General features: G+C 65.8%; 31 protein-coding genes. 18 read left to right on the forward strand and 13 right to left on the reverse strand.

Annotated elements, in window-relative coordinates; all coding sequences use genetic code 11:
- Positions 1–2 precede the first annotated feature (2 nt).
- From hemL to HMA55_RS01830, 8 genes are read left to right on the forward strand one after another with little or no spacing between them, the layout of a single operon-like run.
- Entirely contained in the window at positions 3–1328 is a 1326-nt protein-coding gene (gene hemL / locus HMA55_RS01795; RefSeq protein ID WP_181191372.1) for a glutamate-1-semialdehyde 2,1-aminomutase, read from the forward strand.
- On the forward strand, positions 1329–1931 hold the full coding sequence (locus tag HMA55_RS01800; RefSeq protein ID WP_181191373.1) for a histidine phosphatase family protein: 603 nt from the start codon (positions 1329–1331) through the stop codon (positions 1929–1931).
- 13 nt (positions 1932–1944) lie between these two features.
- Positions 1945–2517: a TlpA disulfide reductase family protein gene (locus HMA55_RS01805; RefSeq protein ID WP_181191374.1), complete on the forward strand. Its 573-nt coding sequence runs from the start codon at positions 1945–1947 to the stop codon at positions 2515–2517.
- Positions 2518–3291: a cytochrome c biogenesis CcdA family protein gene (locus HMA55_RS01810; RefSeq protein ID WP_181191375.1), complete on the forward strand. Its 774-nt coding sequence runs from the start codon at positions 2518–2520 to the stop codon at positions 3289–3291.
- Entirely contained in the window at positions 3292–4944 is a 1653-nt protein-coding gene (locus HMA55_RS01815; RefSeq protein ID WP_181191376.1) for a cytochrome c biogenesis protein ResB, read from the forward strand.
- Between the two features lie 31 nt (positions 4945–4975).
- On the forward strand, positions 4976–5965 hold the full coding sequence (gene ccsB, locus HMA55_RS01820) for a c-type cytochrome biogenesis protein CcsB (RefSeq protein WP_181191377.1): 990 nt from the start codon (positions 4976–4978) through the stop codon (positions 5963–5965).
- The gene (galE, locus tag HMA55_RS01825; RefSeq protein ID WP_181191378.1) at positions 5965–6966 is read left to right on the forward strand and encodes a UDP-glucose 4-epimerase GalE; all 1002 of its coding nucleotides are present in this window, start codon (positions 5965–5967) and stop codon (positions 6964–6966) included. Before ccsB ends, galE begins: the two co-directional genes overlap by 1 nt.
- On the forward strand, positions 6963–7232 hold the full coding sequence (locus tag HMA55_RS01830) for a helix-turn-helix domain-containing protein (protein ID WP_181191379.1): 270 nt from the start codon (positions 6963–6965) through the stop codon (positions 7230–7232). Before galE ends, HMA55_RS01830 begins: the two co-directional genes overlap by 4 nt.
- Positions 7233–7335: 103 nt before the next feature.
- Here the strand turns inward: HMA55_RS01830 and HMA55_RS01835 are convergent, their stop codons facing one another.
- Entirely contained in the window at positions 7336–7608 is a 273-nt protein-coding gene (locus tag HMA55_RS01835; protein WP_181191380.1) for a hypothetical protein, read from the reverse strand.
- Positions 7609–7648: 40 nt separating this feature from the next.
- Between HMA55_RS01835 and HMA55_RS01840 the strand changes: the two genes are divergently transcribed.
- Positions 7649–7960 carry a DUF4229 domain-containing protein gene (locus HMA55_RS01840; protein WP_181191381.1) on the forward strand — a complete coding sequence of 104 codons (312 nt, stop codon included), beginning with the start codon at positions 7649–7651 and terminating at the stop codon, positions 7958–7960.
- A gap of 23 nt (positions 7961–7983) precedes the next feature.
- Here HMA55_RS01840 and HMA55_RS01845 read toward each other — a convergent pair whose 3' ends face one another.
- From HMA55_RS01845 to HMA55_RS01865, 5 genes are read right to left on the reverse strand one after another with little or no spacing between them, the layout of a single operon-like run.
- A complete protein-coding gene (locus HMA55_RS01845) occupies positions 7984–8745 on the reverse strand; it encodes an ATP-binding cassette domain-containing protein (protein ID WP_181191382.1) in 762 nt (253 codons plus the stop codon).
- Entirely contained in the window at positions 8746–9786 is a 1041-nt protein-coding gene (locus HMA55_RS01850; RefSeq protein ID WP_181191383.1) for an ABC transporter permease, read from the reverse strand.
- Positions 9783–10775 (reverse strand): substrate-binding domain-containing protein, encoded by a 993-nt coding sequence (locus HMA55_RS01855; RefSeq protein ID WP_181191384.1) that lies wholly within the window; start codon positions 10773–10775, stop codon positions 9783–9785. The genes HMA55_RS01850 and HMA55_RS01855 overlap by 4 nt, the downstream gene beginning before the upstream one ends.
- 41 nt (positions 10776–10816) lie before the next feature.
- Complete coding sequence (locus tag HMA55_RS01860; RefSeq protein ID WP_181191385.1) at positions 10817–11719, reverse strand: AEC family transporter; 903 nt, start codon at positions 11717–11719, stop codon at positions 10817–10819.
- Between the two features lie 10 nt (positions 11720–11729).
- Complete coding sequence (locus tag HMA55_RS01865; protein WP_235961579.1) at positions 11730–12686, reverse strand: 1,4-dihydroxy-2-naphthoate polyprenyltransferase; 957 nt, start codon at positions 12684–12686, stop codon at positions 11730–11732.
- Positions 12687–12734: 48 nt separating this feature from the next.
- Between HMA55_RS01865 and HMA55_RS01870 the strand changes: the two genes are divergently transcribed.
- From HMA55_RS01870 to HMA55_RS01880, 3 genes are read left to right on the forward strand one after another with little or no spacing between them, the layout of a single operon-like run.
- The gene (locus HMA55_RS01870) at positions 12735–13574 is read left to right on the forward strand and encodes a glycosyltransferase (protein WP_181191387.1); all 840 of its coding nucleotides are present in this window, start codon (positions 12735–12737) and stop codon (positions 13572–13574) included.
- Positions 13575–13584: 10 nt separating this feature from the next.
- On the forward strand, positions 13585–14961 hold the full coding sequence (locus tag HMA55_RS01875; RefSeq protein WP_181191388.1) for a TrkH family potassium uptake protein: 1377 nt from the start codon (positions 13585–13587) through the stop codon (positions 14959–14961).
- 34 nt (positions 14962–14995) lie between these two features.
- The gene (locus HMA55_RS01880; protein WP_235961581.1) at positions 14996–15646 is read left to right on the forward strand and encodes a potassium channel family protein; all 651 of its coding nucleotides are present in this window, start codon (positions 14996–14998) and stop codon (positions 15644–15646) included.
- Between the two features lie 91 nt (positions 15647–15737).
- On the opposite strand, the gene HMA55_RS01885 is transcribed toward HMA55_RS01880, so the two are convergent.
- On the reverse strand, positions 15738–16085 hold the full coding sequence (locus tag HMA55_RS01885; protein ID WP_181191390.1) for an ArsR/SmtB family transcription factor: 348 nt from the start codon (positions 16083–16085) through the stop codon (positions 15738–15740).
- Positions 16086–16167: 82 nt separating this feature from the next.
- On the opposite strand from HMA55_RS01885, the gene arsB reads away from it, so the two are divergent.
- The 5 genes from arsB to HMA55_RS01910 all read left to right on the forward strand — a co-directional run bounded on the left by arsB (position 16168) and on the right by HMA55_RS01910 (position 19453).
- A complete protein-coding gene (gene arsB, locus HMA55_RS01890) occupies positions 16168–17256 on the forward strand; it encodes an ACR3 family arsenite efflux transporter (RefSeq protein WP_181191391.1) in 1089 nt (362 codons plus the stop codon).
- Positions 17253–17657: an arsenate-mycothiol transferase ArsC gene (locus HMA55_RS01895; RefSeq protein WP_181191392.1), complete on the forward strand. Its 405-nt coding sequence runs from the start codon at positions 17253–17255 to the stop codon at positions 17655–17657. The genes arsB and HMA55_RS01895 overlap by 4 nt, the downstream gene beginning before the upstream one ends.
- Positions 17658–18037: 380 nt before the next feature.
- Positions 18038–18403 carry a hypothetical protein gene (locus HMA55_RS01900; RefSeq protein WP_181191393.1) on the forward strand — a complete coding sequence of 122 codons (366 nt, stop codon included), beginning with the start codon at positions 18038–18040 and terminating at the stop codon, positions 18401–18403.
- A 247-nt stretch (positions 18404–18650) separates the two neighbouring features.
- Positions 18651–19028, forward strand: coding sequence for a hypothetical protein (locus HMA55_RS01905; RefSeq protein WP_181191586.1), 378 nt, complete (start codon positions 18651–18653; stop codon positions 19026–19028).
- A 272-nt stretch (positions 19029–19300) separates the two neighbouring features.
- Complete coding sequence (locus HMA55_RS01910; RefSeq protein WP_181191394.1) at positions 19301–19453, forward strand: hypothetical protein; 153 nt, start codon at positions 19301–19303, stop codon at positions 19451–19453.
- 89 nt (positions 19454–19542) lie between these two features.
- On the opposite strand, the gene HMA55_RS01915 is transcribed toward HMA55_RS01910, so the two are convergent.
- From HMA55_RS01915 to HMA55_RS01940, 6 genes are all read right to left on the reverse strand, one after another.
- Positions 19543–19941, reverse strand: a complete 399-nt coding sequence (locus tag HMA55_RS01915) for a type II toxin-antitoxin system VapC family toxin (RefSeq protein WP_181191395.1) — start codon at positions 19939–19941, stop codon at positions 19543–19545.
- A complete protein-coding gene (locus HMA55_RS01920; protein WP_181191396.1) occupies positions 19941–20207 on the reverse strand; it encodes an antitoxin in 267 nt (88 codons plus the stop codon). The genes HMA55_RS01915 and HMA55_RS01920 overlap by 1 nt, the downstream gene beginning before the upstream one ends.
- A gap of 55 nt (positions 20208–20262) precedes the next feature.
- Positions 20263–20829, reverse strand: a complete 567-nt coding sequence (locus HMA55_RS01925; RefSeq protein ID WP_407925754.1) for a hypothetical protein — start codon at positions 20827–20829, stop codon at positions 20263–20265.
- Positions 20830–20937: 108 nt separating this feature from the next.
- Complete coding sequence (locus tag HMA55_RS01930; RefSeq protein ID WP_181191397.1) at positions 20938–22152, reverse strand: ATP-binding protein; 1215 nt, start codon at positions 22150–22152, stop codon at positions 20938–20940.
- A 176-nt stretch (positions 22153–22328) separates the two neighbouring features.
- A complete protein-coding gene (gene menE, locus HMA55_RS01935) occupies positions 22329–23471 on the reverse strand; it encodes an o-succinylbenzoate--CoA ligase (protein WP_181191398.1) in 1143 nt (380 codons plus the stop codon).
- Entirely contained in the window at positions 23468–24277 is an 810-nt protein-coding gene (locus HMA55_RS01940; RefSeq protein WP_181191399.1) for a YhfC family glutamic-type intramembrane protease, read from the reverse strand. The genes menE and HMA55_RS01940 overlap by 4 nt, the downstream gene beginning before the upstream one ends.
- A 262-nt stretch (positions 24278–24539) precedes the next feature.
- On the opposite strand from HMA55_RS01940, the gene HMA55_RS01945 reads away from it, so the two are divergent.
- The gene (locus tag HMA55_RS01945; RefSeq protein ID WP_181191400.1) at positions 24540–25529 is read left to right on the forward strand and encodes a hypothetical protein; all 990 of its coding nucleotides are present in this window, start codon (positions 24540–24542) and stop codon (positions 25527–25529) included.
- Positions 25530–25543: the final 14 nt, after the last annotated feature.

Genomic DNA, 25543 nt, shown 5'->3' on the forward strand with positions numbered 1-25543 from the left:
CCATGACTGCGGAAAAGCCGACTTCAGCTAACACCCAGCGCTCCCACGAGCTGTTCGAGCGGGCGCAGAAGACCACCCCGGGCGGCGTGAACTCGCCGGTGCGCGGCTTCGGTTCGGTGGGCGGGCAGACCCGCTTCATCCAGAGCGCGCACGGCTCGCAGCTCATCGACGTGGACGGCAACACCTACGTCGACCTGGTCTGCTCATGGGGCCCGATGGTGCACGGCAACGCGCACCCGAAGATCGTGGAAGCGGTGGAAAACGCCTTGCCCAACGGCCTGAGCTTCGGCGCGCCGACGGAGGCTGAGATTAAGATCGCCGAGCACATCGTGGAGCGCACGTCGGTGGAGGAGGTGCGCATGGTCAACTCCGGCACGGAGGCCACCATGTCCGCCGTCCGCCTGGCGCGCGGGTTTACGGGCCGGCCGAAGATCATCAAATTCGAGGGCTGCTACCACGGCCACGTGGATGCGCTGCTGGCGTCTGCGGGCTCCGGCATCGCCACGTTCTCTCTGCCGGATTCCCCGGGCGTGACCGGCGCGCAGGCGAAGGACACCATTGTGGTGCCGTACAACGACATTGAGGCCGTGGAGCGCGCATTCCGGGAGAATGAGGGCGAGATCGCCGCGATCATCACCGAGGCGGCCGCGGGCAACATGGGCACCGTCGCCCCGCGCAACGACTTCAACGCCAAGCTCAAGGAGCTGGCGCACATGAACGGCGCGCTGCTCATCCTCGACGAGGTGATGACCGGCTTCCGCACCTCCTACGCCGGCTGGTACGGGGTGGACCATGTCGCGGGCGACCTGACCACCTTTGGCAAGGTCGTCTCCGGCGGCCTGCCTGCGGCGGCGTTCGGCGGCCGCCGCGACATTATGGAGCACCTCGCGCCCAACGGTCCCGTCTACCAGGCGGGAACCCTGTCCGGTAACCCGGTGGCTATGGCCTCGGGCCTGGCGTCGTTGGAACTTGCCACGGAGGACATTTACCCCACGCTCAACCGCAACGCCGATCTTCTGGAGCGTTTGCTTCACGACGCCCTGACGGCCGAAGGCGTCGCCCACCACATCCAGCGCGCGGCGACGATGCTCTCCGTCAGGTTCGCCGAGGGCGAAGGCCATAACTTCGCGGATATGCAGGCCGCGGAGACGTTCCGCTACGCACCGTTCTTCCATGCGCTTCTGGATGCCGGTGTGTACGCCCCGCCGAGCGCGTTTGAGACCTGGTTTGTCTCCACCGCACTGACGGACGAGGACTTCGGCCGCATCGAGGACGCGCTGCGCCCGGCAGCGAAGGCCGCCGCCGCGGCGGCTCCGGCGGAGGCGTAGATGGCGCGAACGACGGTGCACTTGGTGCGCCACGGCGAGGTGTACAACCCGAAGAAGATTCTCTACGGGCGTATGCCGGGCTACCACCTGTCCTCTCGCGGCAACTCCATGGCGGTGGCCACCTCGAAGTACTTCCGCGGCCGCGACGTGACGTACTTGGCCGCCAGCCCTTTGGAGCGGGCCCAGGAGACGGCGCGCCCGATCGCTGAGGTGACGGGCTGCGAGGTGCAGACCCGGGACGACATTGTGGAGGCTGGCAACACCTTCGAGGGCCTGCGCACCAAGGGGTGGCGCTCCCAGCTGATCAACCCCATCCGCTGGCGGCACATGACCAACCCGCTGGAGCCGAGCTGGGGCGAGCCCTACCAGGAGATCTTCCAGCGCATGTGGGGCGCGGTCGAGGACGCCCGCGAGAATGCTGAGGGGCACGAGGCCGTGCTGGTGAGCCACCAGCTGCCCATTGTTATGGTGCAGCGCCACGTGCAGGGCAAACCGCTGGCGCACGCGAGCCGCAACTGCGACCTGGCCAGCGTGACCTCACTTGTGTTCGACGGCGACAGTGTTGTTGACTGGGCCTACAACACCCCAGCACAGGACATTTAGAAGGCCGGTTTTCATGCGCAAGCTCATCGCCGCACCGCTTTGCGCGGTCGCGCTCACACTGGCTGCCTGCTCCGGCTCGGACAGCGGCGGCAACTTCGCGTTCCACTCCCCGGGCGGGCAGACGGAGATCTTCTACGACGAGGCGGACCGCAAGCCGCTGGCCGGTTTTGAGGGAGAATCCCTCATGCGCGAGGGCGAGACGATCAGGTTGAGCGACTTCGACGGCCAGGTTGTGGTGCTTAACGCCTGGGGCCAGTGGTGCGCGCCGTGCCGCGCGGAGGTGGACGACTTGGAGGAGATCCACCAGCACCTGCAGGCCCAAAACACCGGTACCGTGCTGGGCATCAACGTGCGCGACCCCAACCCGCAGATCGCGCGCGATTTCCTCACGGACAACGGGGTGACCTACCCCTCCATCTACGACCCGCCGTTTAAGACGGCGGCGCAGCTCGGCGGCGTGCCCAGCTCTGTGATCCCCACGACCATCGTGCTGGATAGGCAGCACCGCCCGGCTGCGGTGTTCCTGCGGGCGGTGACCGCGCAGGAAATCATCGATGTGACCGACCGGTTGGCTGGGGAGGCGTAGGTGGGGTTTGCAGACCTTGCTGCGGACGGCCCGCTGCTGCTCGGCCTGCTCGCGGCCGCGCTGGCGGGGCTGGTGTCGTTCGCGTCGCCGTGCGTGATCCCGCTGGTGCCGGGCTACATTTCCTACCTCACCGGCGTGGTGGGCGGTGAGATGACGCTGGATGAGCGCGGCGCGCGGGTGTCGCGCAAGCACTGGGCGGTCGCCGGCGCTGCGGCCCTGTTCATTGCGGGATTTACGGTGGTGTTCCTCCTAGCCACCGTCACCGTCTTCGGCGCGGTGAGCGCGATTGCGCTCAACGCCGACACGCTCATGCGCATCGGCGGGGTGGTCACCATCCTCATGGGGGTGGTGTTCATGGGGGCGGTTCCGGCCCTGCAAAAAGACACTCGTTTCCAGCCGAAGAAGTGGACGACCATCCTCGGCGCGCCCCTGCTCGGCGGCGTGTTCGCCCTCGGGTGGACGCCGTGTTTGGGGCCTACGCTGGCCTCCATTATCTCGGTCTCTGTGGGCACCCAGGGGTTGACCGCCGCCCGCGGCGTCCTGCTGGTCATCGCCTATTGCCTGGGGCTCGGCCTGCCGTTTCTACTGGTGGCGCTGGGGTCCTCGGCGGCAGTGCGGGGGATCGACGTGCTGCGCCGTCACTCCCGCGCCATCCAGATCGCCGGCGGCGTGGCCATGATCGTCGTGGGTTTGATGCTGCTCACCGGCGCGTGGAACGGCTTCATCGGATGGACCCGCCAGCTCGTTTTCGGATTTGGAGGGACGATCATCTAAATGGGCACCGCACTGACGTGGCTGAAAAAGGCGTGGCACTGGCTCACCAGCATGCGCACCGCGCTCATGCTGCTGTTTTTGCTGGCGCTCGCCGCCATCCCCGGGGCACTGTTGCCGCAGCGCACCGTCTCTTCGTCCCTGGTGGACGACTACCTCAAGGCCAACCCCACCACCGGCCCGATCTACGACAGGCTGCAGCTTTTCGACGTCTTCCAGTCCACCTGGTTCCTGGCGATTGTCATGTTGCTGATGATCTCGCTGGTCGGCTGCATCATCCCGCGCTCCATCGACCACTGGCGCGCCTACAACGCCAAGCCCACCCGCGCGCCGAAATACCTGGGCCGCATGCCGCACTACGTGGAGGGAACGGTTGAAGGGGCGCCCGAGGACGTCGAGAGGCAGGTGCGCTCGCAGCTGAAACGCTGGCACATCGCCGCCTACCAGCCGGACGAAGACCGCGCCGGCGTGTTCTCCATCTCGGCGGAGCGCGGCTACACGCGCGAGCTGATGAACCTGATCTTCCACGTGGGCATCGTGGCCATGATCCTCACCTTCGTGGCCGGGCGCATGGTGTCCTATGAGGGCCAGGTGATCGTGGTGACCAACTCCGAGGCGGAATCCGCGGTGCCGGTGCAGCAGTCGCGGGTGTTCTGCAACACTAGCCCCGCAAACTTCGACGTCTTCCGCGCGGGCCCGCTTTTCGACGGCACCGGCCTGACCCCGTTCTGCTTCGAATCCCAGAACTTCCGAGCCACCTACCTCAACAACGGGCAGGCCAACGGGTTCTCCTCCGACATCACCTACACGGGCGACCTCAGCGTGCCGCAGGAGCAGTGGGAGCCGACGACCCTTGCGGTGAACCACCCGCTGCGCGTGAACGGCGACCGCATCTACCTGCAGGGCCACGGGTTCGCCCCGCAGGTGACCATCACGTGGCCGAACGGGGAGACCCGCACGCAGATGGTGCAGTTTAGGCCGACAGACGTGTTCACGTTCCTGTCCTCCGGCGTGATGCGCTTCGACCCGCCGGCCGGCATGTACCCGGACCTGGAAGAGCGGCGCAAGCACCAGATCGCCGTGGTTGGCAACTTCGCGCCTACCGCCCGCTGGGCCGGGCCGAACGGCGACCAGCTGCAGTCCGCGTTCCCCTCCATGGACGATCCGGCGGTATCGGTGGACGTCTACGTCGGCGACGCGGGCCTGGACACTGGCCGCCCGCAAAACGTCTTCGTGCTCGACCAGTCCCTCGTCGCTGACGGCCGGTTGGAAAAGGTGCAGCGCGTCCAGCTCACACCGGGCGAGGAAACCACCGTGGACACCGATGACGGAGAGGTGCGCGTGCGCTTCGACGGCGCCGCTGAGTACGCCAACTACCAGATCTCCCGCGACCCCACCCAGGTGCTGGCCCTGGTCTCCACCGCGGTCATGCTCGCCGCGCTGGCCGGTTCCCTGGCCATCAAGCGCCGCCGCATCTGGGTGCGGATCCGCCCCTCGGATTCGCCGGGCGCGACCCACGTTGAGATCGCCGGCCTGGCCCGGACGGACCGCGCCGGGTGGGGCCGCGAGTTCCACGAAATCTCTGGGGCGATCCTGGGCACCGAGCACCCCGACGAGGACGTCAGCGAGGGGGAGTTCAACCCCTATGACCTTTGAGGACGCCTGCTAGTGGAGTAGGTTAAGGGCCATGCTTGTCGACACCACCATGGCGGAGCTGTCCGACCTCACCTTCCGCACCGCATTCATCGTCTACATCGTGGCGCTGATCATGGCGTTTATCTACTACGGCCGCGTCAACAGCGTCATCGAGGCGCGCCGGGAGGCACTGGCCGAGCAGAAGGTGCTCGTGGGTGCTGGGGGGCCGGAGGTCGTCGAGAAGCAGACGCCCGAGAGCACCGAGTTCGACGCAAAGGTCGCCAACGCCCGCAAGTGGGCCGGCATGACGCAGGCGCTCGTCTGGGTGGGAGTTGCGCTGCACCTGGTGGCCTTTGTCACCCGCGGGCTGGCTGCGAAGCGTTTTCCGCTGGGCAACCTGTACGAGTACATCCTGTTCATGACGGCGGTGATCATGGTCGTTGCCGCCGTGGTGGTGCAGCGCAAGGGCTGGTACACCGTGTGGCCGTGGCTGCTGTTTCCCATGGTCATCGCCATGTTTTTGAACTCCACAGTGTTCCACATGCAGGCCGCCCCGGTGGTGCCGGCGCTGCAGTCCTACTGGCTGCCGGTGCACGTGTCGTCGGTGTCCATCGGTGCGTCTGTTGGCTTGGTGTCCGGCGTTTTCGCCCTGCTGTACCTGCTGCGCATGTGGCAGCCGCGCGGTGAGGAGCACGGTGTCTTGGGCGCGATTGCCCGCCCGCTGCCGGACGCGAAGACTCTGGACCAGATCGCGTACAAAACTGCGGTGGTGACCCTGCCGCTGTTCGGCATCGGTATCGTCTTCGGCGCGATCTGGGCTGAGGTTGCCTGGGGCCGCTTCTGGGGCTGGGATGCCAAGGAGACGGTGTCCATGATCACCTGGATCCTCTACGCCGCCTACCTCCACGCGCGCGCGACGGCCGGCTGGAAGTCCAACGCCGCAGCCTGGATCAACGTCTTCGCCATGGCCATGACGATCTTCAACATGACCTACGTGAACACCGTCATCGCCGGCCTGCACTCCTACGCGGGGCTGAATTAGTGAAGGTGCTCATTACCGGCGGCGCCGGGTACATCGGGTCCACCATCGCGTCGTGCTGCTCCGACGCCGGGATCACGCCGGTGATCCTGGACGACTTCTCCACCGGGCTGCGCGCCTTCGGCCGGCGCTATGACTGCTACGAGGGAGACATCGCGGACGTGGCCCTGCTGGAGCGGGTGCTGGCAGACCACCCGGACATCGACGCGGTGATCCACTGCGCCGCCAAGATCGTCGTGCCCGAATCCGTGGCGCAGCCGCTGGCGTACTACGACAACAACGTGGGCAAGGCGATCACGCTACTGCAGACCTTGGAGCGCCACGGCGTGTGCCGGTTCGTGCTGTCCTCCACCGCGTCCATGTACGAGCCGGGGCCGGACTACATGGTCGACGAGGACAGCGCCGTCAACCCGCAGAGCCCCTACGCCGCCTCGAAGTGGCTGCTTGAGCGCGTGCTTGCCGACGAAGCCGCCACCGGCCGCATGGGTGTGGTGGCGCTGCGCTACTTCAACCCCATCGGGGCGGATCCCGCGCTACGCACCGGCCTGCAACACCCGCACCCAACCCACGCGCTGGGCAAAATGATCTCCGCCCACGTCGCCGGCGAACCCTTCACGGTGACAGGCGTAGAGTGGCCCACCCGCGACGGCTCGGGCCTGCGCGACTACATCCACGTCTGGGACCTCGCCCGCGCGCACGTGGCGGTGCTCGATCGCTTCGACGCCGTGGTGTCTGGCGGCTACGAGGTGATCAACCTCGGCACCGGGCAGGGCACCACCGTTTTCGAGCTGGCCGAGGCGTTCGGTGAGGCCACCGGCACCCCGCTGGACGTGGTCACCGGCCCTGCGCGCCCCGGCGACGTGGTCGGGTGCGCCTCCCGCACCGGCAAGGCCCAGTCCGTGCTCGGGTGGTCCGCGCAGCGATCGCTTGTCGACGGCGTCCGCGACTCCCTCGCCTGGTCCAAGAAACTGCCCGCCGTCTTGGCCGAGGAGCCCGCCCGATGACCAGCGCCCAGCACAAGCCCCGCAACAAGCAGGGCAAACCGGCAAGCGACGACCCGGTATTAATCGCGCTGGGGGAGCAGATCGCCTCCCGGCGCCGCGCTTCTGGCCGCCTCCAACAGGACGTCGCCGACGCCGCTGGGGTCTCGCGCTCCACCCTGCACACCATCGAGCACGGCGGCGCCGGGGTGCGCTGGGAGAAAGTTGTCGCCGTGGCGGACGCGCTGGGGTTGCAGGTGGTTTTCGCCGAAAATAGGGACCATTCTTGACACATTCCGCGAGAATCTGTCACGCCGGCCGTAAACCCCCAGGTCGGCGAAAACGCCTTGCGGGATCTGTCAACGGGCCGGGCAGGATCACCCGCCCCGAGCCCTAGCCCTCGCCGCGGCGCCGCCGACGCTCCTCTTCCTCCTGGCGTTTGCGCTCCGCCTCCTCGCGCGCGCGGCGCTCTTTGAACCGGTTCTTCTCGATGTTCCAGAGGAACTCCTCATCGTCATCCGGGCCCTTGATCATAGGTTTTTGTTCCACCTGGCCGCGCTGCCCGCCCCGCAGGGAGCCGTAGCGTTCCGCGGAGCCGGGGCCGAACGCGCGCCAGAGCAGCGCGGCGGTGAGTACAACCAGTACGAGGAGTAGCAGCCTTCCCATGGTTTTAAACATACTTGGCCGCCGGATAGGGTAAACAACCGTGACTGAACAACATTCTCCGCAGGTGGACCCCGAGGCGAAATCCCGGGCGAGAAAGGCCGTGGCCATCTACGGGTTGGACCGCCTGTTGCTGTTCATCGGGCTGACCGTGGTGATCCAGCTGCTCGCCATGCTTATCGGCGCGCCGGTGCCGGTGATCATGTCGGCGCTACTGGCGCTCATCGTGGCGTTCCCGCTGTCCATGCTTATGTTTAAGCGCCACCGCCTTGAGGCCAACGCGGCTGTGGCCGAGTTGAAGGCCCAGCGCGAGGCGCGCAAGGACTGGATCCAGTCGGAGCTGGCGGAGCGCTAGTTCGCCTATCGACGAGCCGCAGGCTAGCCCCGGCCCAGCTCGTGGCTCAGCGCCTCCAGCTCGCCGCCACCGGCCATTTGGTGGGTGAGCTCCTCGAGCGTGACCTGGGCGCGGGGCGCGTCGAGCTCCTGGCGGCCGAGTTTGAGGATGGTGAAGTGATCGCCCACCAGGTAGGCGTGGTGGGGGTTGTGGGTGACTAGGACTACGGCCACGCCTTTGTCGCGGACGGCGGCGACCATGCGCAACACCGCCCCGGACTGCTTCACGCCGAGGGCCGCGGTGGGCTCGTCCAGGATGAGTACCCGGGCGCCGAAGTAGACGGCGCGCGCGATGGCGATCACCTGGCGCTGGCCGCCGGAGAGGTTGCCGGCTTCCACGTCCACGTCGGGGATGTCCACGCCCATCTCCAGCAGCTGCTCGGTGCAGATCTGCTTCATCTCCGCCTGGCGCAGCACCCCCAGCGGGCCGGTGAGTTCCTGGCCGAGGAAGAAATTGCGCCAGACGCTGAGCTCATCCACGATTGCCAGGGTCTGGTGCACGGTGGCGATGCCGGCGCTGATGGCGTCGCGGGGGGAGGTGAAGGTGGACGGAACGGCGTCGATAAGCATGGTGCCTGAGGTGGGCTCGTGCAGGCCGGACAGGATCTTGATCAGGGTGGATTTGCCTGCGCCGTTGTCGCCGAGCACGCAGGTGACTTCGCCCTCGCGTACGGCGAGGTTAACCCCACGCAGGGCCTCGAAGCTGCCGTAGGACTTGGTGATGTTTTCTAGCTCGATGACAGCCACTTAGCGCCCCTTGGTGTATTTGGCGAAGGAGGTGTTGGTCAAAACCGCCACCAGCAGCGTCGCGCCGAGGAAGAACTTGAACCAGTCCGGGTTCCAGCCGGCGTAGACGATGCCCTGGTTGGTCATGCCGAAGATCAGCGCGCCGATGGCGGTGCCCACGGCGGTGCCGCGCCCGCCGGTCATTGCGCACCCGCCGATGACGGCGGCGATGATGTAGAGGAACTCGTTGCCCACGCCCTGGCCGGCCTGGATGGAATCGAAGGCGAACAAGGTGTGCATGCCCACGAACCAGGCGGCAAAACCCACGCCCATGAACAGCAGGATCTTCACGCGTCGGACCGGAACGCCCACGGCACGCGCGGCGTCGTCGTTGCCGCCGACAGCGGTGATCCACCCGCCGAATTTCGTGCGGAAGAGCACGAACGACGCCACGGCGACGAACAGGATCCACCACAGCACCGTCACCGAGATGCGCACGCCGCCAATGTGGAAGGAGCCGGCGAATACGGCGTGGGCGGAGGGGAAGCCCTCCATGTCCGCGATGGTGGGGGTGGCCACCTGGCCGGTGACCAGCTTGGTCACGGCCAGGTTCAGGCCCTGGAGCATGAGGAAGGCGGCCAGGGTGATCAGGAAGGAATCGATGCCCGTGCGCGTGACCAAATAGCCGTTGAGGGCGCCGATGGCCAGGGAGATCCCCAGCGCCAGGAAGGCACCCACCCAGGAGTTCAAGTGCAGGTTGTAATTCAGCATCGTGGCGGCGAGGGCTGCGGTGGTCACGGCCACGCCGGACGAAAGGTCGAACTCGCCGCCGATCATGAGCAGGCCCACCGCAAGCGCGACGATGCCCAGGGTCGAGCTGGCGTACAGGGTGGTGGCCAGCGCCTCGAAGGAGCGGAACGCCGGAGCCACAGCGAGGAAGAACACGAAGATGGCCACGAAGCCGAGCAGGCTGGCAAACTCTGGGCGCCGGATCAGCCGGGCCAGGCCGGTGCGGGTGCGCAGGCGGTCGTCCCGCAGGTCGCCCGTGTGGTCCTCGCTCATCGCATTCCCGCCTTCGCCGCCTCTTCGATGGTGTCTACGTTGCCCTGGTCCACGAAGGACGGCCCCGTGTACACCGGCCGCCCGCCACCGAGCGTGCCGCCGTTACGTTTTGCAATCCACAGAGAATCTACCGCCAAGTAGCCCTGCAAGTACGGTTGCTGGTCCACGGCCCACGCCACGCGCCCGTCTTTGATGGCGCCGACCAGCTCCGCGTTGGTGTCGAAGGTGGCCACCTCGGCGGCGGCGCCGGACTGGTCCACCGACTCGGCCGCCCGCATGGCCACCGGGGCCTGGAGGGCGAAGATGGTGTCGAAGCTCTTGTCCTGCGTGAGCTTCGAGGTGATGGTGGACTGCACGGCGGTGAGGTCCTGGCCGTTCACGTACAGCAGCTCAACGGTGCCACCGCCCAGGCCCTCTCGGATACCGTTGCAGCGCGCCTCCTGCGAGGTGTTGCCCTGCTCGTGGATTACGCACAGGACCTTCTTTTTCCCCTCCTCCTGCAGCCGCTCGCCCGCAGCGCGGCCGGCGACGGTCTCGTCCTGGCCGAAGAAGCCGGTCAGCCCGTAGTCCTGGTACACGTCCATTCCGGCGTTGAGTCCCACCACGGGGATCCCGCGCTCGACGGCGTCGCGCGCGGCCGGGCCGATCGCCTCGGCGTTGGGGAGGGTGACGGCGATGCCATCCACTCCGGCGTCTATGGCCGAGCGCACGAAGTTGGCCTGGTTCGGGGCCTGCGGGTCGGAGGAGTAGCGCAGCTCGATGTTGTCTTTCTTCGCCGCGTCTTCCGCGCCCTTGCGCACGAGGTCCCAATACGTGTCGCCGGGCGCGCCGTGGGTGACCATGGCGACCACGTAGCGTGGGGTGTCCACGCCGCCCGCGGTGGCGCCGCTATCTTCAGCGCGGGGTGCGCCGCCTGTCGACGAGCATCCGCCCAACACCGCCGCCACCGCCAGTAGGGCGGCTGCCACTGATTTCCGTGCCTTCCTCATTGCAAAAGTGTGAACCACTGCACTCGGGTGCGTCAAGCGGACTAGAACACCCCGGCGATGAGCAGCATCGCGGGCAGCGCCAGGAACGTGGTGAGAAAGACGGTATCGCGGCAGATCACCTCACCCGAGCGGTACGTGGCGGCGTAGTTGTAGACGTTTTGCGCAGTGGGCAGCGCACACAGGATCAACGCGGCGTACATCTCTTCCGGCCCAAGGTGCAGAAGCTCTGCGACGATCCACGCCACGGCCGGCATCCCCACCAGCTTCAAGCCGGTGGCCGTGAGGGTGGGGCCGCGGTGGCTTTGCAGCACCTTCTCGCCGGTCAGCGACGCGCCGAAGCTCATCAGGATCAGCGGGATGGATGCCCCGCCCAGGATCTTCAGCGGCGCGAGCACCGGCTCCGGCACCGTCCACGAGGCGACGGACACTGCGAAGCCGGCGAACGCCGCCACGACCACCGGGGCGGTCAGGCCCGCGATGACGGATTTGCCCACGCCTTTGGCGCCGCGGTCCAACCCGGCGATGACGATGGGGGAGAGCACCGCCATCTGCAGCACGAGGGCGGGCACGACATAGGTCGGGTCGCCGAGCACGTAGGTGGCGATGGGCAGGCCGATGTTGACGGAGTTGTAGTAGCTGGCAGACGCCGCCCCCGCCATGGTCTCCGCGGCGTCCTGGCGGAAGAATATTGCGCTCAAACCCCAGTAGATGAGCATGGTCGCCACCGTGGCGACGGCGATGACGAGGATGACGGGGGAGAAGAAGGCGTCGGTGTCGGCCACCGCCACCGAGGAGAAGATCAGCGCCGGGGTGGCCACGTGGAACGCGATGCGGTTGAGCTGCAGGCGCTGCTCGCCCGGCCCGATGACGCCCTTGTGGGCCAGCCACCACCCCGCCGCGATGACGGTGAAGATGATGGCGAAACCGGTAAGGACGTCGAGCATGCGGCTGAGTTTAGAAGCTCTCCAACGTCGCGTACGGCACGGCCTCGCCCGCACCGCCGACCCAGAAGTTCCAGCCGAACCAGGCGAACGCCACCGCGGTCACAATCGCCCACGCGAGCATGGTTTTGCCGTTCATGCCCAACACGGGGATGAGGTCTTTGCCGGAGGCGCCGCTGCGCACCTTCATTACAGAGGCCACCGCCAGCGGCAGCGCCACCAGCGCGGCCAGGGAGGACACAGTCGACATGGCCAGCACCACCGAGATGAAGAACGGGAAGAGGGTGAGAACGGTGAAGAGGGTGCGGGATCGTTCGTCGCCAAGCCGCACCGCGAGGGTCTGCTTGCCCGCGGCCGCGTCCGTGGGGATGTCGCGGATGTTGTTGGCCAGGTTCACAGACGCCGAGATCGCGCCGATGGCCAGCGCGCACAGGAAGCCCTCCCAGCTCACCATGCCGGACTGGGTGTACTCGGTGCCCATCACCGCCACCAGGCCGAAGAAGACGAACACGGACACTTCGCCGAAGCCGGAGTAGCCGTACGGGCTGTCGCCGCCGGTGTAAAACCACGCCGCCGCGATGCACAGCGCGCCCACGAGCACGAGCCACATCTGGCCCGCAACGGCGGAGAGGATTACGCCGAACACCGCGGCTGCGCCGAACGCGATGAACGCCGCCAGCTTCACGTGCTCCGGTTTGGCTAGCCCGGAGCCGGTCAGCCGCGTCGGCCCGGTGCGGTCAGCGTCGGTGCCTCGCACCCCGTCGGAGTAGTCGTTGGCGTAGTTGACACCCACGATCAGTGCGAGCGCTACCAGCAGCGCGAGCACCGCCCGGCCGGGGTGCGCCTGGAGGTACAGTGCGGCGCAGCCGGTGCCGGCGATGACGGGGGCGATAGCGTTGGGCCAGGTGTGGGGGCGTGCGGCCTCCCACCAGTCGCGGATGGTGGCGGTGTGTGTCCCGGGTTCAGTCATAGTCTCCATCATGCCCCCTCCCCGGCGAGTGGGCTAGGGTTATGCGCCATGTGGATTGACTACGCGGTGCGCCAGGGGATTGTGGCTACCGGCGCATTTGTGCGTTTGCCGGTCCTGCTCAACGCCGCGCACACGTCTGAGAACACGTTCCCGGTAGACGGCGACACGGTTATTTCCCTGACCACGCACGGCACCCGTTTGAAGTCTGCGGCCGCGGCGATCGCGTCGCTGCTCGTGGGCACGGTGCGCCTGCCTGTGCACCTGTGGTTGGACCCGGTGGATTTCCACGCCCGCTGGCCGGAGGCGCTGCAAGCACTCTCGGAGCGAGGCCTGCAGGTCCACGAATCCTCCGGGGGATTAGGCCCCCACACCAAGTATTACGGCACGTTCCAGCGCCACCCGGACCGCAACGTCATCACCGTCGACGACGACGTGCTCTACCCGCGCACGTTCGCGCAGAAGCTTATCGACGCCCCTTCGGCCTCCACCATCACCGCCTACCGTGCCCACCGGGTGGTGTTGGACGATGGGGGCATCGCGCCCTACAGGAAGTGGAAGCCGGTGCGTACAGCCCAGCCGTCCATCCTCAACTTCGCCACGGGTGTGGACGGCGTGCGCTACCCGCGCGAGATGGTGCAGTATGTGGCCGACCGTGGCACGGAGTTTTTGGATCTCGCCCCGCGCGCCGACGATGTGTGGCTCAACCACTGCGCCCTGCGCGCCGGGTTCCCGGTCAAACAGGTCGCCGAGCGGTCCGCCAACTTTCCGCTGGTCCCGGGCTCGCAGCGGGTGCGGTTGTCGCGTGTAAACCTCTCCGGAGGCAACGACGCGCAAATTGCCGCGACGTACTCGGCGGAAGACGTATCCAAACTGCGCGTCGCGGAGTAGCGTTGCGCCGGTGAACACTACGGCCTCTTCGAGGTGGTTGGGTCCGGCGCAACTGACCGCGTTGGGCTTTCTCGCGCTGATCCTCACCGGGGCGGCGCTGCTTTCCCTCCCGTTTGCCAGCGCCGACGGCACCGCAACGCCGCCGATGGACGCGCTGTTTACCGCCACATCTGCCACCACGTTGACCGGGCTGGTCACGGTGGACACCGGCAGCCACTGGAGCCTTGCCGGGCAGGTTATTGTGATCGCCCTGATTCAGGTGGGCGGCCTGGGCATCATGAGCATTACGTCTCTGACGGGCATGCTGCTCACCGGGCGGGTGAAACTGCGGGCCCGGTACTCCACCGCCGCCGAGGGCAGGCCGATTCTGGAAGGCGGGGTACGGCGAACGCTCGTGGCCACGTTGCTGCTCACTCTGGCCTTCGAGGCACTGGTGGCGGTGATACTGGCCGTCCGTTTCGCCACCACCTACGACATGGCACCGCTGCGCGCGGCCTGGGAGGGGGTGTTCCACGCCATCTCCGCGTTCAACAACGCCGGCTTCGGGCTGCGCTCCGACAGCCTGATCTCCTACAACACGGACGGCTGGATCCTCCTGCCGCTGGCGGGGGCGCTGATGATCGGCGGCCTGGGCTATCCCGTGCTCTCTGAGCTGGTGCGCCGCGGGCGGGAGCGTGTTCGCGGGCGGATGAAAGGCACGCCGGTGAGCTCCCGGCGCCTGTCCATCACCACCCGCATGACCCTGAAAGGCACCACCTTTTTGGTGGTCAGCGCCATGCTGCTCATCGCACTGTTGGAGTGGCGCGGTTTCCTCGCCGGGATGCCGCTTAGGACTAAGTGGCTCAACGCGTTCTTTTCCGGGGTGACGCCGCGCACGGCCGGGTTCAACTCCATCGATTACGCCGACGCCCACCCGATCACGCTGATGGCCACAGACATCTACATGTTCATCGGCGGCGGCTCCGCGGGTACCGCCGGTGGCATCAAGGTGACCACGGCGATGGTGCTGCTGGCGGCGATGGCGGCGGAGTTCCGCGGCCGCTCAGCCACCACCGTCGGCCACCGCACCGTGCCCAAGAGCGTGGTGCGCCAGGCCATGACGGTGGCTGCGGCGGGAATCGGGGCGGTGACCGCGGGCGTTGCCACACTGCGCATCTGCGACCCGCAGTTCACCGCCGACCAGGTCAACTTCGAGGTCATCTCGGCGTTTGCCACCACCGGGCTGTCCACCGGCATCACCGCGGATCTGTCCACCCCGTCCCAGCTGGCGCTGTGCCTGCTCATGTACCTCGGCCGCGTCGGCCCGTTCACGCTCGTCGCGGCGCTTGCGTTGCGCAATGTCTCCCGCAGGTTCGACTACCCCACAGAAAGGCCCTTCATTGGTTAACTTCCACGGCTCCCGTCTTCGCGGCGCACAGCGTATGAACATCCCGCCCGTCGCGGTTATCGGCCTGGGCCGCTTCGGCGGCGCGATTGCCCAAGAGCTCACCAGATACGGCGTAGAGGTGCTCGGCATCGACGCCGACGAGCGGTTGGTGCGCGAATACGCGCCTTTGCTTACCGACGTCGCCGTGGCCGACACCACCGACCTCGAGGCCCTGCGCCAGCTCGGCCTCGAGGAGGTCCAACGCACTGTGATCGGTATCGGTTCCGCACTCGAGGCGTCGATCTTGACGGCCTCTAACCTGGTGGATCTCGGCGTGCCCGACATTTGGGCCAAGGCCGACTCTGAGTCCCATGCCCGCATCCTGCAACGCCTGGGTGTGCACCACGTGGTGCGCCCGGAGCACGACACCGGCCGCCGGGTGGCGCACCTTCTGGGAGGCCGTTTCCAGGACTTCGCGGAACTGGCGGAAAACTACGGCGTGATCAAGATGGTCCCGCCGCGCGTTTTGCTCAGCGGGCCGTGCAACGCCGCCCCGCTGTGGGAGAAGTACCGCGTGCAGGTGGTCTCCGTGCGCAACAGCAACGGCGAGTGGCAACCGTTTGTCCCGGGCCAGGAGCTTTCCCCGTCGGACTTAATCGTGATGGCAGGAGCCCCGGACGACTTGGAGCGTTTCTCCCAGCTGTAAGGGCCGCGCCGTCGTTTGCGACAGCATCAACTCGGTGTTCCAAGTGCTCATGTTCGGAGTGTTGGGGTGGTTCTGTGCGCGCCGGTGAGTCTCAGTCCATCTGCAGCACGGCGCGCAGTTCCGCGAAGAGCTCCGGGCGCAGCCGGTGTATGACCGACCTGCCCACGCGGCTCTTTTCCAGCAGGCCGGCCTCGGTGAGCTTTTTGAGGTGGTGGGAAACCGTCGGTTGGCTTAGCCCAGAGCGTTGCGTGAGTTCGCTCACGCTCATCGGTTCGCAGCCTTCTTCGGCGAGCCTGGAGAGGAGCTGCAGCCGGCCGGGGTCCGCTAACACTTTGAACAGGGCTGCGTATCGCGTTGCGTCGTCTGCGGAGAGCAAGCCGGAGCCCAGCGAGCAGCATTCGGGGCCAGTGTTTACTGTCGTGGCAACGTCATCGTTCATGCTTCCTACCTTCTCATATTGACAGTAATAAATATGACACTTAGTGTTCGTATTGATAGCCGTCAATAGGTAAGGATTTCAGATGCACGACCCAACCTCTCAGCCAGTCGAGCGCCTGTCGTTTCTAGACAGGTTCCTGCCGGTGTGGATCATGCTCGCCATGGCAGCCGGCCTGCTCCTGGGCCGCGCGGTGCCTGGCCTTGCCAGCACCCTAGAGCGCCTGGAGGTCGGCGGGATCTCACTGCCCATCGCGCTGGGCCTGCTCATCATGATGTACCCGCCACTGGCAAAGGTGCGCTACGACAAGACCCGCGAGATCGCCACCGACACCCGCCTGATGACGGTCTCCATCATCCTCAACTGGATCCTCGGTCCCGCCTTCATGTTCGCGTTGGCCTGGATCTTCCTCCCAGGAGAGCCGGAGCTGCGCACCGGCCTCATCATCGTCGGCCTTGCCCGGTGCATCGCCATGGTGCTGGTGTGGTCCGACCTCGCCTGCGCGGACAGGGAGGCCACCGCCGTGCTGGTGGCCATCAACTCGGTGTTCCAGGTCCTCATGTTCGGCGTGCTGGGCTGGTTCTACCTGCAGATCCTCCCGTCCTGGCTGGGCCTGGAAACCACCTCCGTGGAGTTCTCCTTCTGGGCCATCGTGTCCTCCGTGCTCGTCTTCCTAGGCATCCCGCTGCTTGCCGGGCTGCTTTCGCGCATCATCGGCGAGCGCACTAAGGGCCGCGACTGGTACGAAAACACCTACCTGCCCAAGGTCTCCCCGCTGGCGTTGGTGGGCCTGTTATACACGATCGTGCTGCTGTTTTCCCTGCAGGGCGACCAAATCCTCTCCCGCCCGTGGACCGTGGCCACGGTGGCGCTGCCGCTGCTGTGCTACTTCGTGGGCATGTTCGCCGTCGCGCTCGCAACCGCGAAGTTGTCCGGCATGAACTACGCGCAGTCCGCATCCGTGGCGTTTACCGCCGCAGGCAACAACTTCGAGCTGGCCATCGCGGTGGCCATCGGCACGTTCGGCGCCACCTCCGCCCAAGCACTGGCGGGAACGATTGGCCCGCTGATTGAGATCCCCGTGCTCGTCGGCCTGGTGTACGTCATGCGCGCCATCGGCCCGAAGCTCTACCCTGCAGACCCCACCCTTCCCACCTCGAGGAGCCTGACATGAAACCCAGCGTCGTATTCATCTGCGTCAGCAACGGCGGCAAGTCCCAGATGGCGGCAGCGCTCGCCGAGAAGCACGCCGGCGACAAACTGGAGATCCAGTCTGCCGGCACCAACCCTGGCACGAAACTGAACCAGGAGTCGGTTCAAGCCATCGCTGAGGTGGGGGCGGATATGTCGGGTGGGGTGCCGAAGGGCGTCGATAGGCAGATGCTGCTCGCGGACCGCGTGGTGGTCCTCGGTGCAGACGCGCAGCTTGAGATGCCGGAGGGCCGCACTTTTGAGCGCTGGCTTACCGACGAGCCGTCCACCCGCGGCATCGAGGGTATGGAGCGCATGCGGCTGGTGCGCGACGACATCGACGCCCGCGTGCAGGCGCTTATCGCCGAGATGTTGGGGCAGTAGCAGCGAGGCGGAGGTGCCTCGGTCGCTGATGACAAACCCCGCAGCCCGTTTGCAACATCTGTCATTTCCCCAGGTCGCCACAATGTCCGTCGGAACGTTCGTCACAACCCAGCCCCGCGCGCTGGTTAGTGCCCCGTGACTCCGAGCGCTCCATCGATGATTAGCCGGGGCAGGTAACTCTGCCCGAACATCGAGGATGCTGCGAATGCCTGTGAGATTACCGCGAGAGCTTCGTCCTCATAGGCTGATTAGGCGGTGGGTTCAACCCGCTCGTTGGGTCGCAACCCGTCGACGAGCACGTCGACGAGCCAGGCGCGCTTGCCCACGAACACTTCCTCCGCGGGCTCGGGCAGCGGACGCGAGAGCGCGATGATGGCGAAGTGGAACGACAGGACTTTTCCTCCGGCCTGCGCATCGAGCAGGCGTATTTCGAAATGCCTGAGCCGCTCACCTGGGAGGACGAGGACAGCTACGTCACTACTCCCGGAGCGCCGAAGCTGAGCAGCCCGCGTAACTACCAGTGGAATCACTCACTCGGCGAGATTGTCACCGCGCTCATCGACGCCGGCCTGACCGTCACCGCGCTCATCGACGCCGGCCTGACCGTCACCGCCCTCGAAGAAACCCCTTACTCCGCTTGGTGCCCGTGGCCGGAGTTGATGGTGGAAGACTCCCGCGGATTCATCCTCCGCGACAACCCCGAGCGCCTGCCGCTCCAATTCGCCATCACCGCGACGAAGCCCTAGGGGCCTTCGGCGGGGAACGCGTGAACACGTAAGCACAAACACTAACCCAGAGTAGGACACGGGCCGACACGCGGTGAGGGTTGTCGGACGGGTGTTCGGGTGGGGCGGTGCGTCTAAATGGCGAAGGGTGGAATTGGTTGTCAACATGGGGGTGACAGACGAGTGCCGGAGGGGATTGAACAATGGAGCGTTATGCAGTAATTAAGAAGTTGCGGGCGGAAGCCTGCATAGGAAAAGGGCGGTGGCGATGAACGTGTACACGGTGACCGCAGAGCGCGGTCCGAGCGGCGTCTGGGTACTGGAGTGCGATGAACTTGGGGTGGCCTCACAAACGCGGCGACTCGATCGGGCTGCCGATGAGGTGGCGGAGGCTATCGCGTTCCAGTCAGGTCGCAAGCCCGGTGAGTTTGAAATTGAGATCCTGCCCGTACTTCCAGCTGAAGTTGAGATGCTGCGCCAGCGTGCCGACGACCTCGGCGTGAAGGCGAAAGCCGCGTCGGAAGAAGCTGCGGCCGCGAGGTCTGCGTTGGCGCGCAAAATGAAAGACGAGGGCTTCACACTCCGCGAGATGGGGCAGGTGCTCGGCGTCTCTTACCAGCGGGCGTCGGAGTTGGCGGCGGGGTAGGGGACGGGAGATCGTCGATAGGCAAAAGCTCCTTGGAACCGATCGTGGGTTCGCTGCATCTAAAGAGGCATGAAGAACTCGGGAGTGATCGCTTGTCTGTTCACAGGGCTGGCTTTGGGGCCGCCGAACATGACCGCAACGGTGCTGGGCTTCTGAGCTGGACGATCGTCGATTTCTGAACCATGAGCAGGTGAGAATGGTCGGCAGAATAACGGACGAAGTGCTTTAAAGCATTCTCGCGGAGGATCCCGATGCAGGAAGGAGCGGCAAAGATGCGGTATAGCTACAAGGAAATTAAGTCTTTAGATGGATTGCGCCTCAAGCGCCCGCCGCACCAGGGGGACATTGCGGCTGCGCACTTGGTGATCAAGCAGATCAAGGAGGGGAAGCGCCCGGGCGAAGAGATCACGCCGTTTCTCCGGTGAGTGGCTGACTACGGCTCGCCGGGTTTCCAAGTCGCGCCCGTGGTGATTGAGAACCCGAACGGCTAAGCCGTGGGCTGGTGTGCGAATGGCTATCCTCGCCAGTCTTCAACCTGCAGTAACGGCACACGTGAGAACTCTCGCGTGTTGGCAGTGACGAGTACGCAATTGTTCGCCCGCGCCTGAGCTGCGATCCACAGATCATTGGGGCCGATTGGCTGGCCCGCAGACTCAAGCGTTGTGCGGATATCGGCGTAATGGGCTGCCTCGGCCGCTCCCACGCCGACGAGCCGGTAAGCCTGCTCGAGTTGCTTCACAACTTTTGCCCGATCGTTCGACGGGGATTTGCCCGCGCCAACCTTTAATTCTCCCAGGACAATGGAGGACATGGCGATGTCATCTGCTGGGGCAATGCGCATGTGCGCTAGGACTTCGGCGTTGCTGCGACGAAGGGCATCGATCCACACATTTGTGTCGAGGATGTAGCGCATTATTCATCCCAACCGGGGATCGGATCCAGGGGGAGCTCAGCCGGCACATCAAACCCGTCAGCCCATCCATCCGGTAAGTCGGCGGTGACCACATCTAAAACGTCGAGGGCAGAGAGGGGCTCCGGTGAAACGTAGATCTTTTTCCCGATTTTCTTGAGCCAAACCGTTTCGGAATCGAACCGAAAATCTTTAGGTATCCGGATGGCCTGGCTGTTGCCAGACATGAAGACCGTGGTCTTGACGGAGTTTGCTGCAGCTTCAGTCATCGCCACCTCCTTGTGTATATAGAACAGTGTATACAGCGAGGGGCGGCAAAACTACTCAGAACAGCTCCTTGACCGCCGCGCGGTCCACCTTGCCCGGCCCGAGCTGTGGCAGTGCGGCCACCGGTTTGAGCTCCTTCGGGATCTGCCAGTGGCTGATACGGCCAGCGTCTTCCGCATCCGCCAGCGCGTCCAAGACATCCGGCACTGACGCGGAGCCGGTGTAGGCGGCGCAGATGCGCTGGCCCAGGCGGTCGTCGTCTTTGCCGATGACGGTGGCGGCGGTCACGCCGTCGATAAGCAACAGCTGTTCCTCTAACACCTCGGGGTGGAGCTTGAACCCGCCCGAAGAAATCACGTTGTCCGTGCGGCCCAGGACGGTGAGCACGCCGTTTTCCAGCGTGCCGGCGTCGGAGGTGCGGAACCAGCCGTCCTTGAGGTCGGGGGAGTCGAGCAGGTGGTAGCCGCGCGCGATCATGGGGCCGCCGAGGTGGATCCCCGCGCCTTTCGGTGTGCCGGTGGATCCGGAGGTGGATACCACCAGTGCGACGTCGTCAGCGATGGGTGCACCTGGTTTGAGCGTGTTGCGCAGGAGGTTCGTGCGCGCCGGGTCGTTCGCGGGCACGGGGAGCAGGGCGCGCTTGCCGGTCAGCGCCTCCTCGAGGGCAGGCAGGATCGCCAGTGAGTCGGCGGGGTCAACTGGTAGAGGTTCCAGGTGCTTCGTTGCGAAGCGTTAGTCTAGCGCCCCGCCCGCAAGCACCTCGATGGCGTCGCGCCATGAGACGTTGCCGGTGTCGGGGGCGAAGCGGTCCGTCGTTAAGAGGATGCAGCGTGATCCGGCGGGCAGGGTGCCGAACGGCGCGAGCTCGCGCTCGAGCGTCGCGGGCTCGGTAACCGTGAGCGCCACCTGGATGTAGAGCGTGCGCTGGCCGTCATTGGCGATGAAATCAATCTCCCCACCAGGAACCTTGCCGGTGGAAACCTGGTACCCGCGGCGGCGAAGCTCCAGGTAGACCATATTTTCCAAGTCGTGGCCGAAGTTAAAAGCGCGAGAGCCCAGCAGGGCGGTGCGCAGCCCCGGGTCGACGAAATAAAACTTGCCGTTCGTGCTCAGCCACCGCTTGCCCTTCGTGTCGTAATCCCGGCACTGATAAATAAGATGTGCGTCCGACATTAGGCCGAGGTAGCGGTCCACGGTCTCACTCGACGCCTTGAGTCCCTCGTGCTTGAGGTGGCCCACGATGCGATTCGTGGACACCGGGTTGCCGGCGTTGTCGAAGAGGAAGCGGGCCACGCGCAGGAACGTGTCGGTGTCGCGGATCTGGCCGCGCAGGGAAATGTCGCGGGTGAAGATGGAATCGAACAGTGAGGAGTTCGCCTGACGGACCACCACCGGGTCCGCGAGCTGGACCGTGGCGGGGAAGCCGCCGATAATCACCCACTCCTGAAATGCGCGGTCGAGGCCCGGGCGCGCGTCCGCTGGGTAACGGAACTCCATGAACTCTGCCAGGGAAAGCGGCAGCATCGGGATCTCGATGTAGCGCCCAGCCAAATACGTCAGCGACTCACCAACGAACAGGGAGGCATTCGAGCCGGTCACGCAGATCTCCAGCTGCTCGTTGAGCCGCAGTGAGTTGATCACGCGCGCCCAATCCTCCAGCTCCTGCACTTCATCGACGTGGAGGTAGCGCAGCCCTTGTGTGAGCCGTTGCGTGACGGCGTCGTGGAAGGCGGCCGGGTCCTGCAGTGCGGCGTTGGCCTGGTCTTCGAAGTTGACGACCATGATCGCGTCTTCTGGGATGCCGTGCTCGCGCAAGTGGCGGCGGTACAGCTCCAGGAGGGTCGACTTCCCGCAGCGACGCACGCCGGTGATGATGCGGACGAAGTTGTTATCGGTGACTGCCAGCAGGTTGTCCAGGTACTGCTGTCGCGGATGCAGAACTCTCACGCGTTTCGAGTATACCTGAAAATATCGCCAAAACGGGCAAGGGTTTCAGGTATACCTGAAACCGTGTAGCTATCTTCCCAGTGATTTGGATCGGAGCGCGACGCTTCAAGGTTGCAACTCGTCGAGGATGGTAAGTCGGCGGTGAGCACATCTAATACAGCGCGGGGGCGGCAAAGCTAGTCGAACAACTCCCGCACGGCCGCGCGGTCCACCTTGCCCGGCCCGAGCTGCGGCAGCGCGGCCACCACTTTGAGCTCTTTGGGGATCTGCCAGTGGGCGATGCGGCCGGCATCTTCTGCATCCGCCAGCGCGTCCAGGATGTCTGGCACCGCCGCGGATCCGGTGTAGGCGGCGCAGATGCGCTGGCCGAAGCGGTCGTCGTCTTTGCCGATGACGGTGGCGGCGGTGACGCCGTCGATAAGCAAAAGCTCCTCTTCCAACACCTCGGGGTGGAGCTTGAGGCCGCCGGAGGAGATGACGTTGTCCGTGCGGCCGAGGACCGTGAGCACGCCGCTGTCGAGCTCGCCAGCGTCGGAGGTGCGGAACCAGCCGCCGGTGAGGTCGGGGGAGTCGAAGTTGTGGTAGCCGCGGGCGACCATGGGGCCGCCGAGGTGGATGCGCCCATCGACGATTTTAACGCGGGCGCCGGCGATGGGGCGGCCGTCGTAGACGCAGCCGCCGGAGGTTTCGGAGGAGCCGTAGGTGGTGACCACGTTGATGCCCAGCTTGCGGGCGGAGTCGAGCAGGCGCGGGTTGGTCGCGGCGCCGCCGACGAGAACCGCGGAAAACGTGCGCAGCGCGTCGATGCCCTTGAGCGTGGAGGTGGCCTTGGCCAGCTGCATCGGAGTGAGCGCGGTGTAGGTGCGCTCGCCGGTTTGGGCCAGCTCGTGGGCGCGGGCGGCGAACTCTGCGACATTGAAACCGCGAGTCAGATCGATGAAGGCGGGCTCGACACCTGCGACCATGCTGCGGATGAGCACCTGGATCCCCGCGATGTACGCGGCCGGCATGGCCAGCAGCCACTGGCCCTCGCCGCCGAGCGCCTGGTGAGTCGCGTCCGCGCTCGAGATCAGGTTCGCTGGAGTGAGCATCGCGCCCTTGGGTTTGCCCGTGGAGCCGGAGGTGGAGACGACCAGCGCGATGTCATCGTCGATGGGCGCGCCGGGTTTGAGCGTGTTGCGCAGCAGGTTCGTGCGCGCCGGGTCGTTGGCAGGCACGGGCAACAGCGTGCGCTGGCCGGTCAGGGCCTCCTCGAGCGCGGGGATGATGGCCAGCGGGTTCGCGGGGTCGACGGGGAGAAGTTCCAGCAGGTGGGTCACGGGGCGGGTGTTTCGTTCTCGAGGGTGTTCGTGGGGGTGGTGCGGGCGAAGGCTTTGCGGGACAGTGGGCCGTCGATAGCCGCCCAAAGCCCCGCGGCGGTGAGTGCGGTGAGCAGCACGTACATCACCGGCACGCTGTGGGGTGCGACAAGCACGGCAACGGCGTTGAGCCCGATGTGGCACACAACCGCCAGCGCCCAGAACTGCCAGCGGCGCTCGTGCACCGCGCGAAGCACGATCAGTGTGAACACTACGTGCGCGGCGATCGCGAGCGCGCGCTCGTACCAGCTTGTGGCGATCATGCCCATGCCGATGTTTTGCAGCGCCTCAATCTGCTCGGCAATAGCTTGCGCGGTGGCAGGGTCATCGTTTCCGGCGGCCTGCGCCTTGATCGCGTCGCCGGTGGTCAGCAGCATGATGTTGCCGGCAAACAGGTTGGTGAAGAGCAGCAGCGCTTCGATGCCGCCGTGGCCCAGGCCGAAGCCGACGCCGTCGTTCCACTCGCGGGTGTTCTTGTCCCAGAAACGCAGCACGATCCAGCGGGCGGTCTCCTCGAACAGGCCGGAGGTGGCCAGGAACAGCGTAGTGGTCAGGGCGGTGGCCGTCGCTGGATCGAATGTTTTGCTGAACAGAAACTGCAGCGGGATCACCAACGCAAACCTGGCCACCTGGGACAGTGGGAACGCCAGTGTGCCCCAGCCCAGCGACGCCCACCTGAAGCCGAGGTTGCGCTTCCCTACGAACCACGCGGCCAGCACGAGGGCGACCAAGCCTACGAACTGCAGAATGAGAAGGCCCAACTTCATGGCAGAAACGATACCGTTGCAGTCGTGGCGGGTCGCGGTGAGTGGTGCGACGGGGCGGATAAACGGGCGTTTGCGGCGAGGTCGATATCTCGATGTCGATAGTTGCTGGTCACAGCGTTTCGTCGAATTTTGGCCGAAATCACCCCCGACGCGCTGACCTGGAACTATCGACCTGGAAGTATCGACATCGAGCCATCGACCCGGCTAGGCCCGCTCCTGGTCACCTGTAACGCAGGTCTCACTCCCCACCGATTACATAGACATGAGGAAGATCATCGCACCGGCCGTCGCTGCGGCGACCGCCCTTTCACTCGCTGTCCCTGTCACTGCTACCGCCGCCACCTTGACCCCGTTTACCAAGGACGGCACCAACTACTGCCGCGTCACGCTCAACGACGTCGAGCGCGGCCCCGCCAACCAAGCCGAACGCGCCGCGAAAACACTCACGCACGGCATGTACGCCACCTCGGTCACCGAAGCGTTCGAGGCAACGTTCCCAGAGCTGAAGAAGCTTGGCGACGATTACGTGGCCGAGCCGGACGTCGTCAAGCATTTGCGCCTGCTGCGGGACGACAAAACACCTGAGGGTGACATCCGTGCCGATGCCCGCGCCGCCGCGAAGGAGAAGCTAGCGCCGCTGGGCCTGCACACCACCGACGCCGATTTCTACCTGGACATGAAGGAAGGCTCCCAGATCCCGCTGGGGCCGGCCGGCCGCGCGCTGAAGGGCAACGCCGACTGGTTCGTGGGCATCGACGGCGGGGTGCCGAAAGTGCAGCCGCTTGGCGACGATTACGCGTTCGGCCACACCGGCCAGAACACCGCGCAGTGGCTGCGCCACGTGGAGGGCTGGCAGCGCGACGCGTTCGCCGCGAACATGAAGACAACCTACTTCGGACAGGTGCAGGACACGCTGGAAAGTTCGTACTACTACGCGCTCGAGGAGGCCAAGACCTGCCACGACGGCACCAGCCACGTCATCTTCCCCACGCAGGATTTGAAGCTGCCGGAGGCGCCGAAGCTGGAAAACGCCGACCTTGGCGACACTGCACCCGAGCCGGATCCCGCCCCGAAGGACCCGGAAGAGACACCGGACGAGAAGGCCCCGGAGACCGTCGATGCCAAGCTGGCGCAGATCATCGGCATCGTCGCCGCGGTGCTCACCGCCCTGGGTGCGCTGTTCGCCCTGCCGCAGAACGCAGGCGTCAAGGGCCTGCCCACCATTCCGCAGATCCCGGGGTTGACTAAGTAGGTCTCCTCCTTGGG

Source organism: Corynebacterium wankanglinii (assembly GCF_013601005.1).
Taxonomy (GTDB): Bacteria; Actinomycetota; Actinomycetes; order Mycobacteriales; family Mycobacteriaceae; genus Corynebacterium; species Corynebacterium wankanglinii.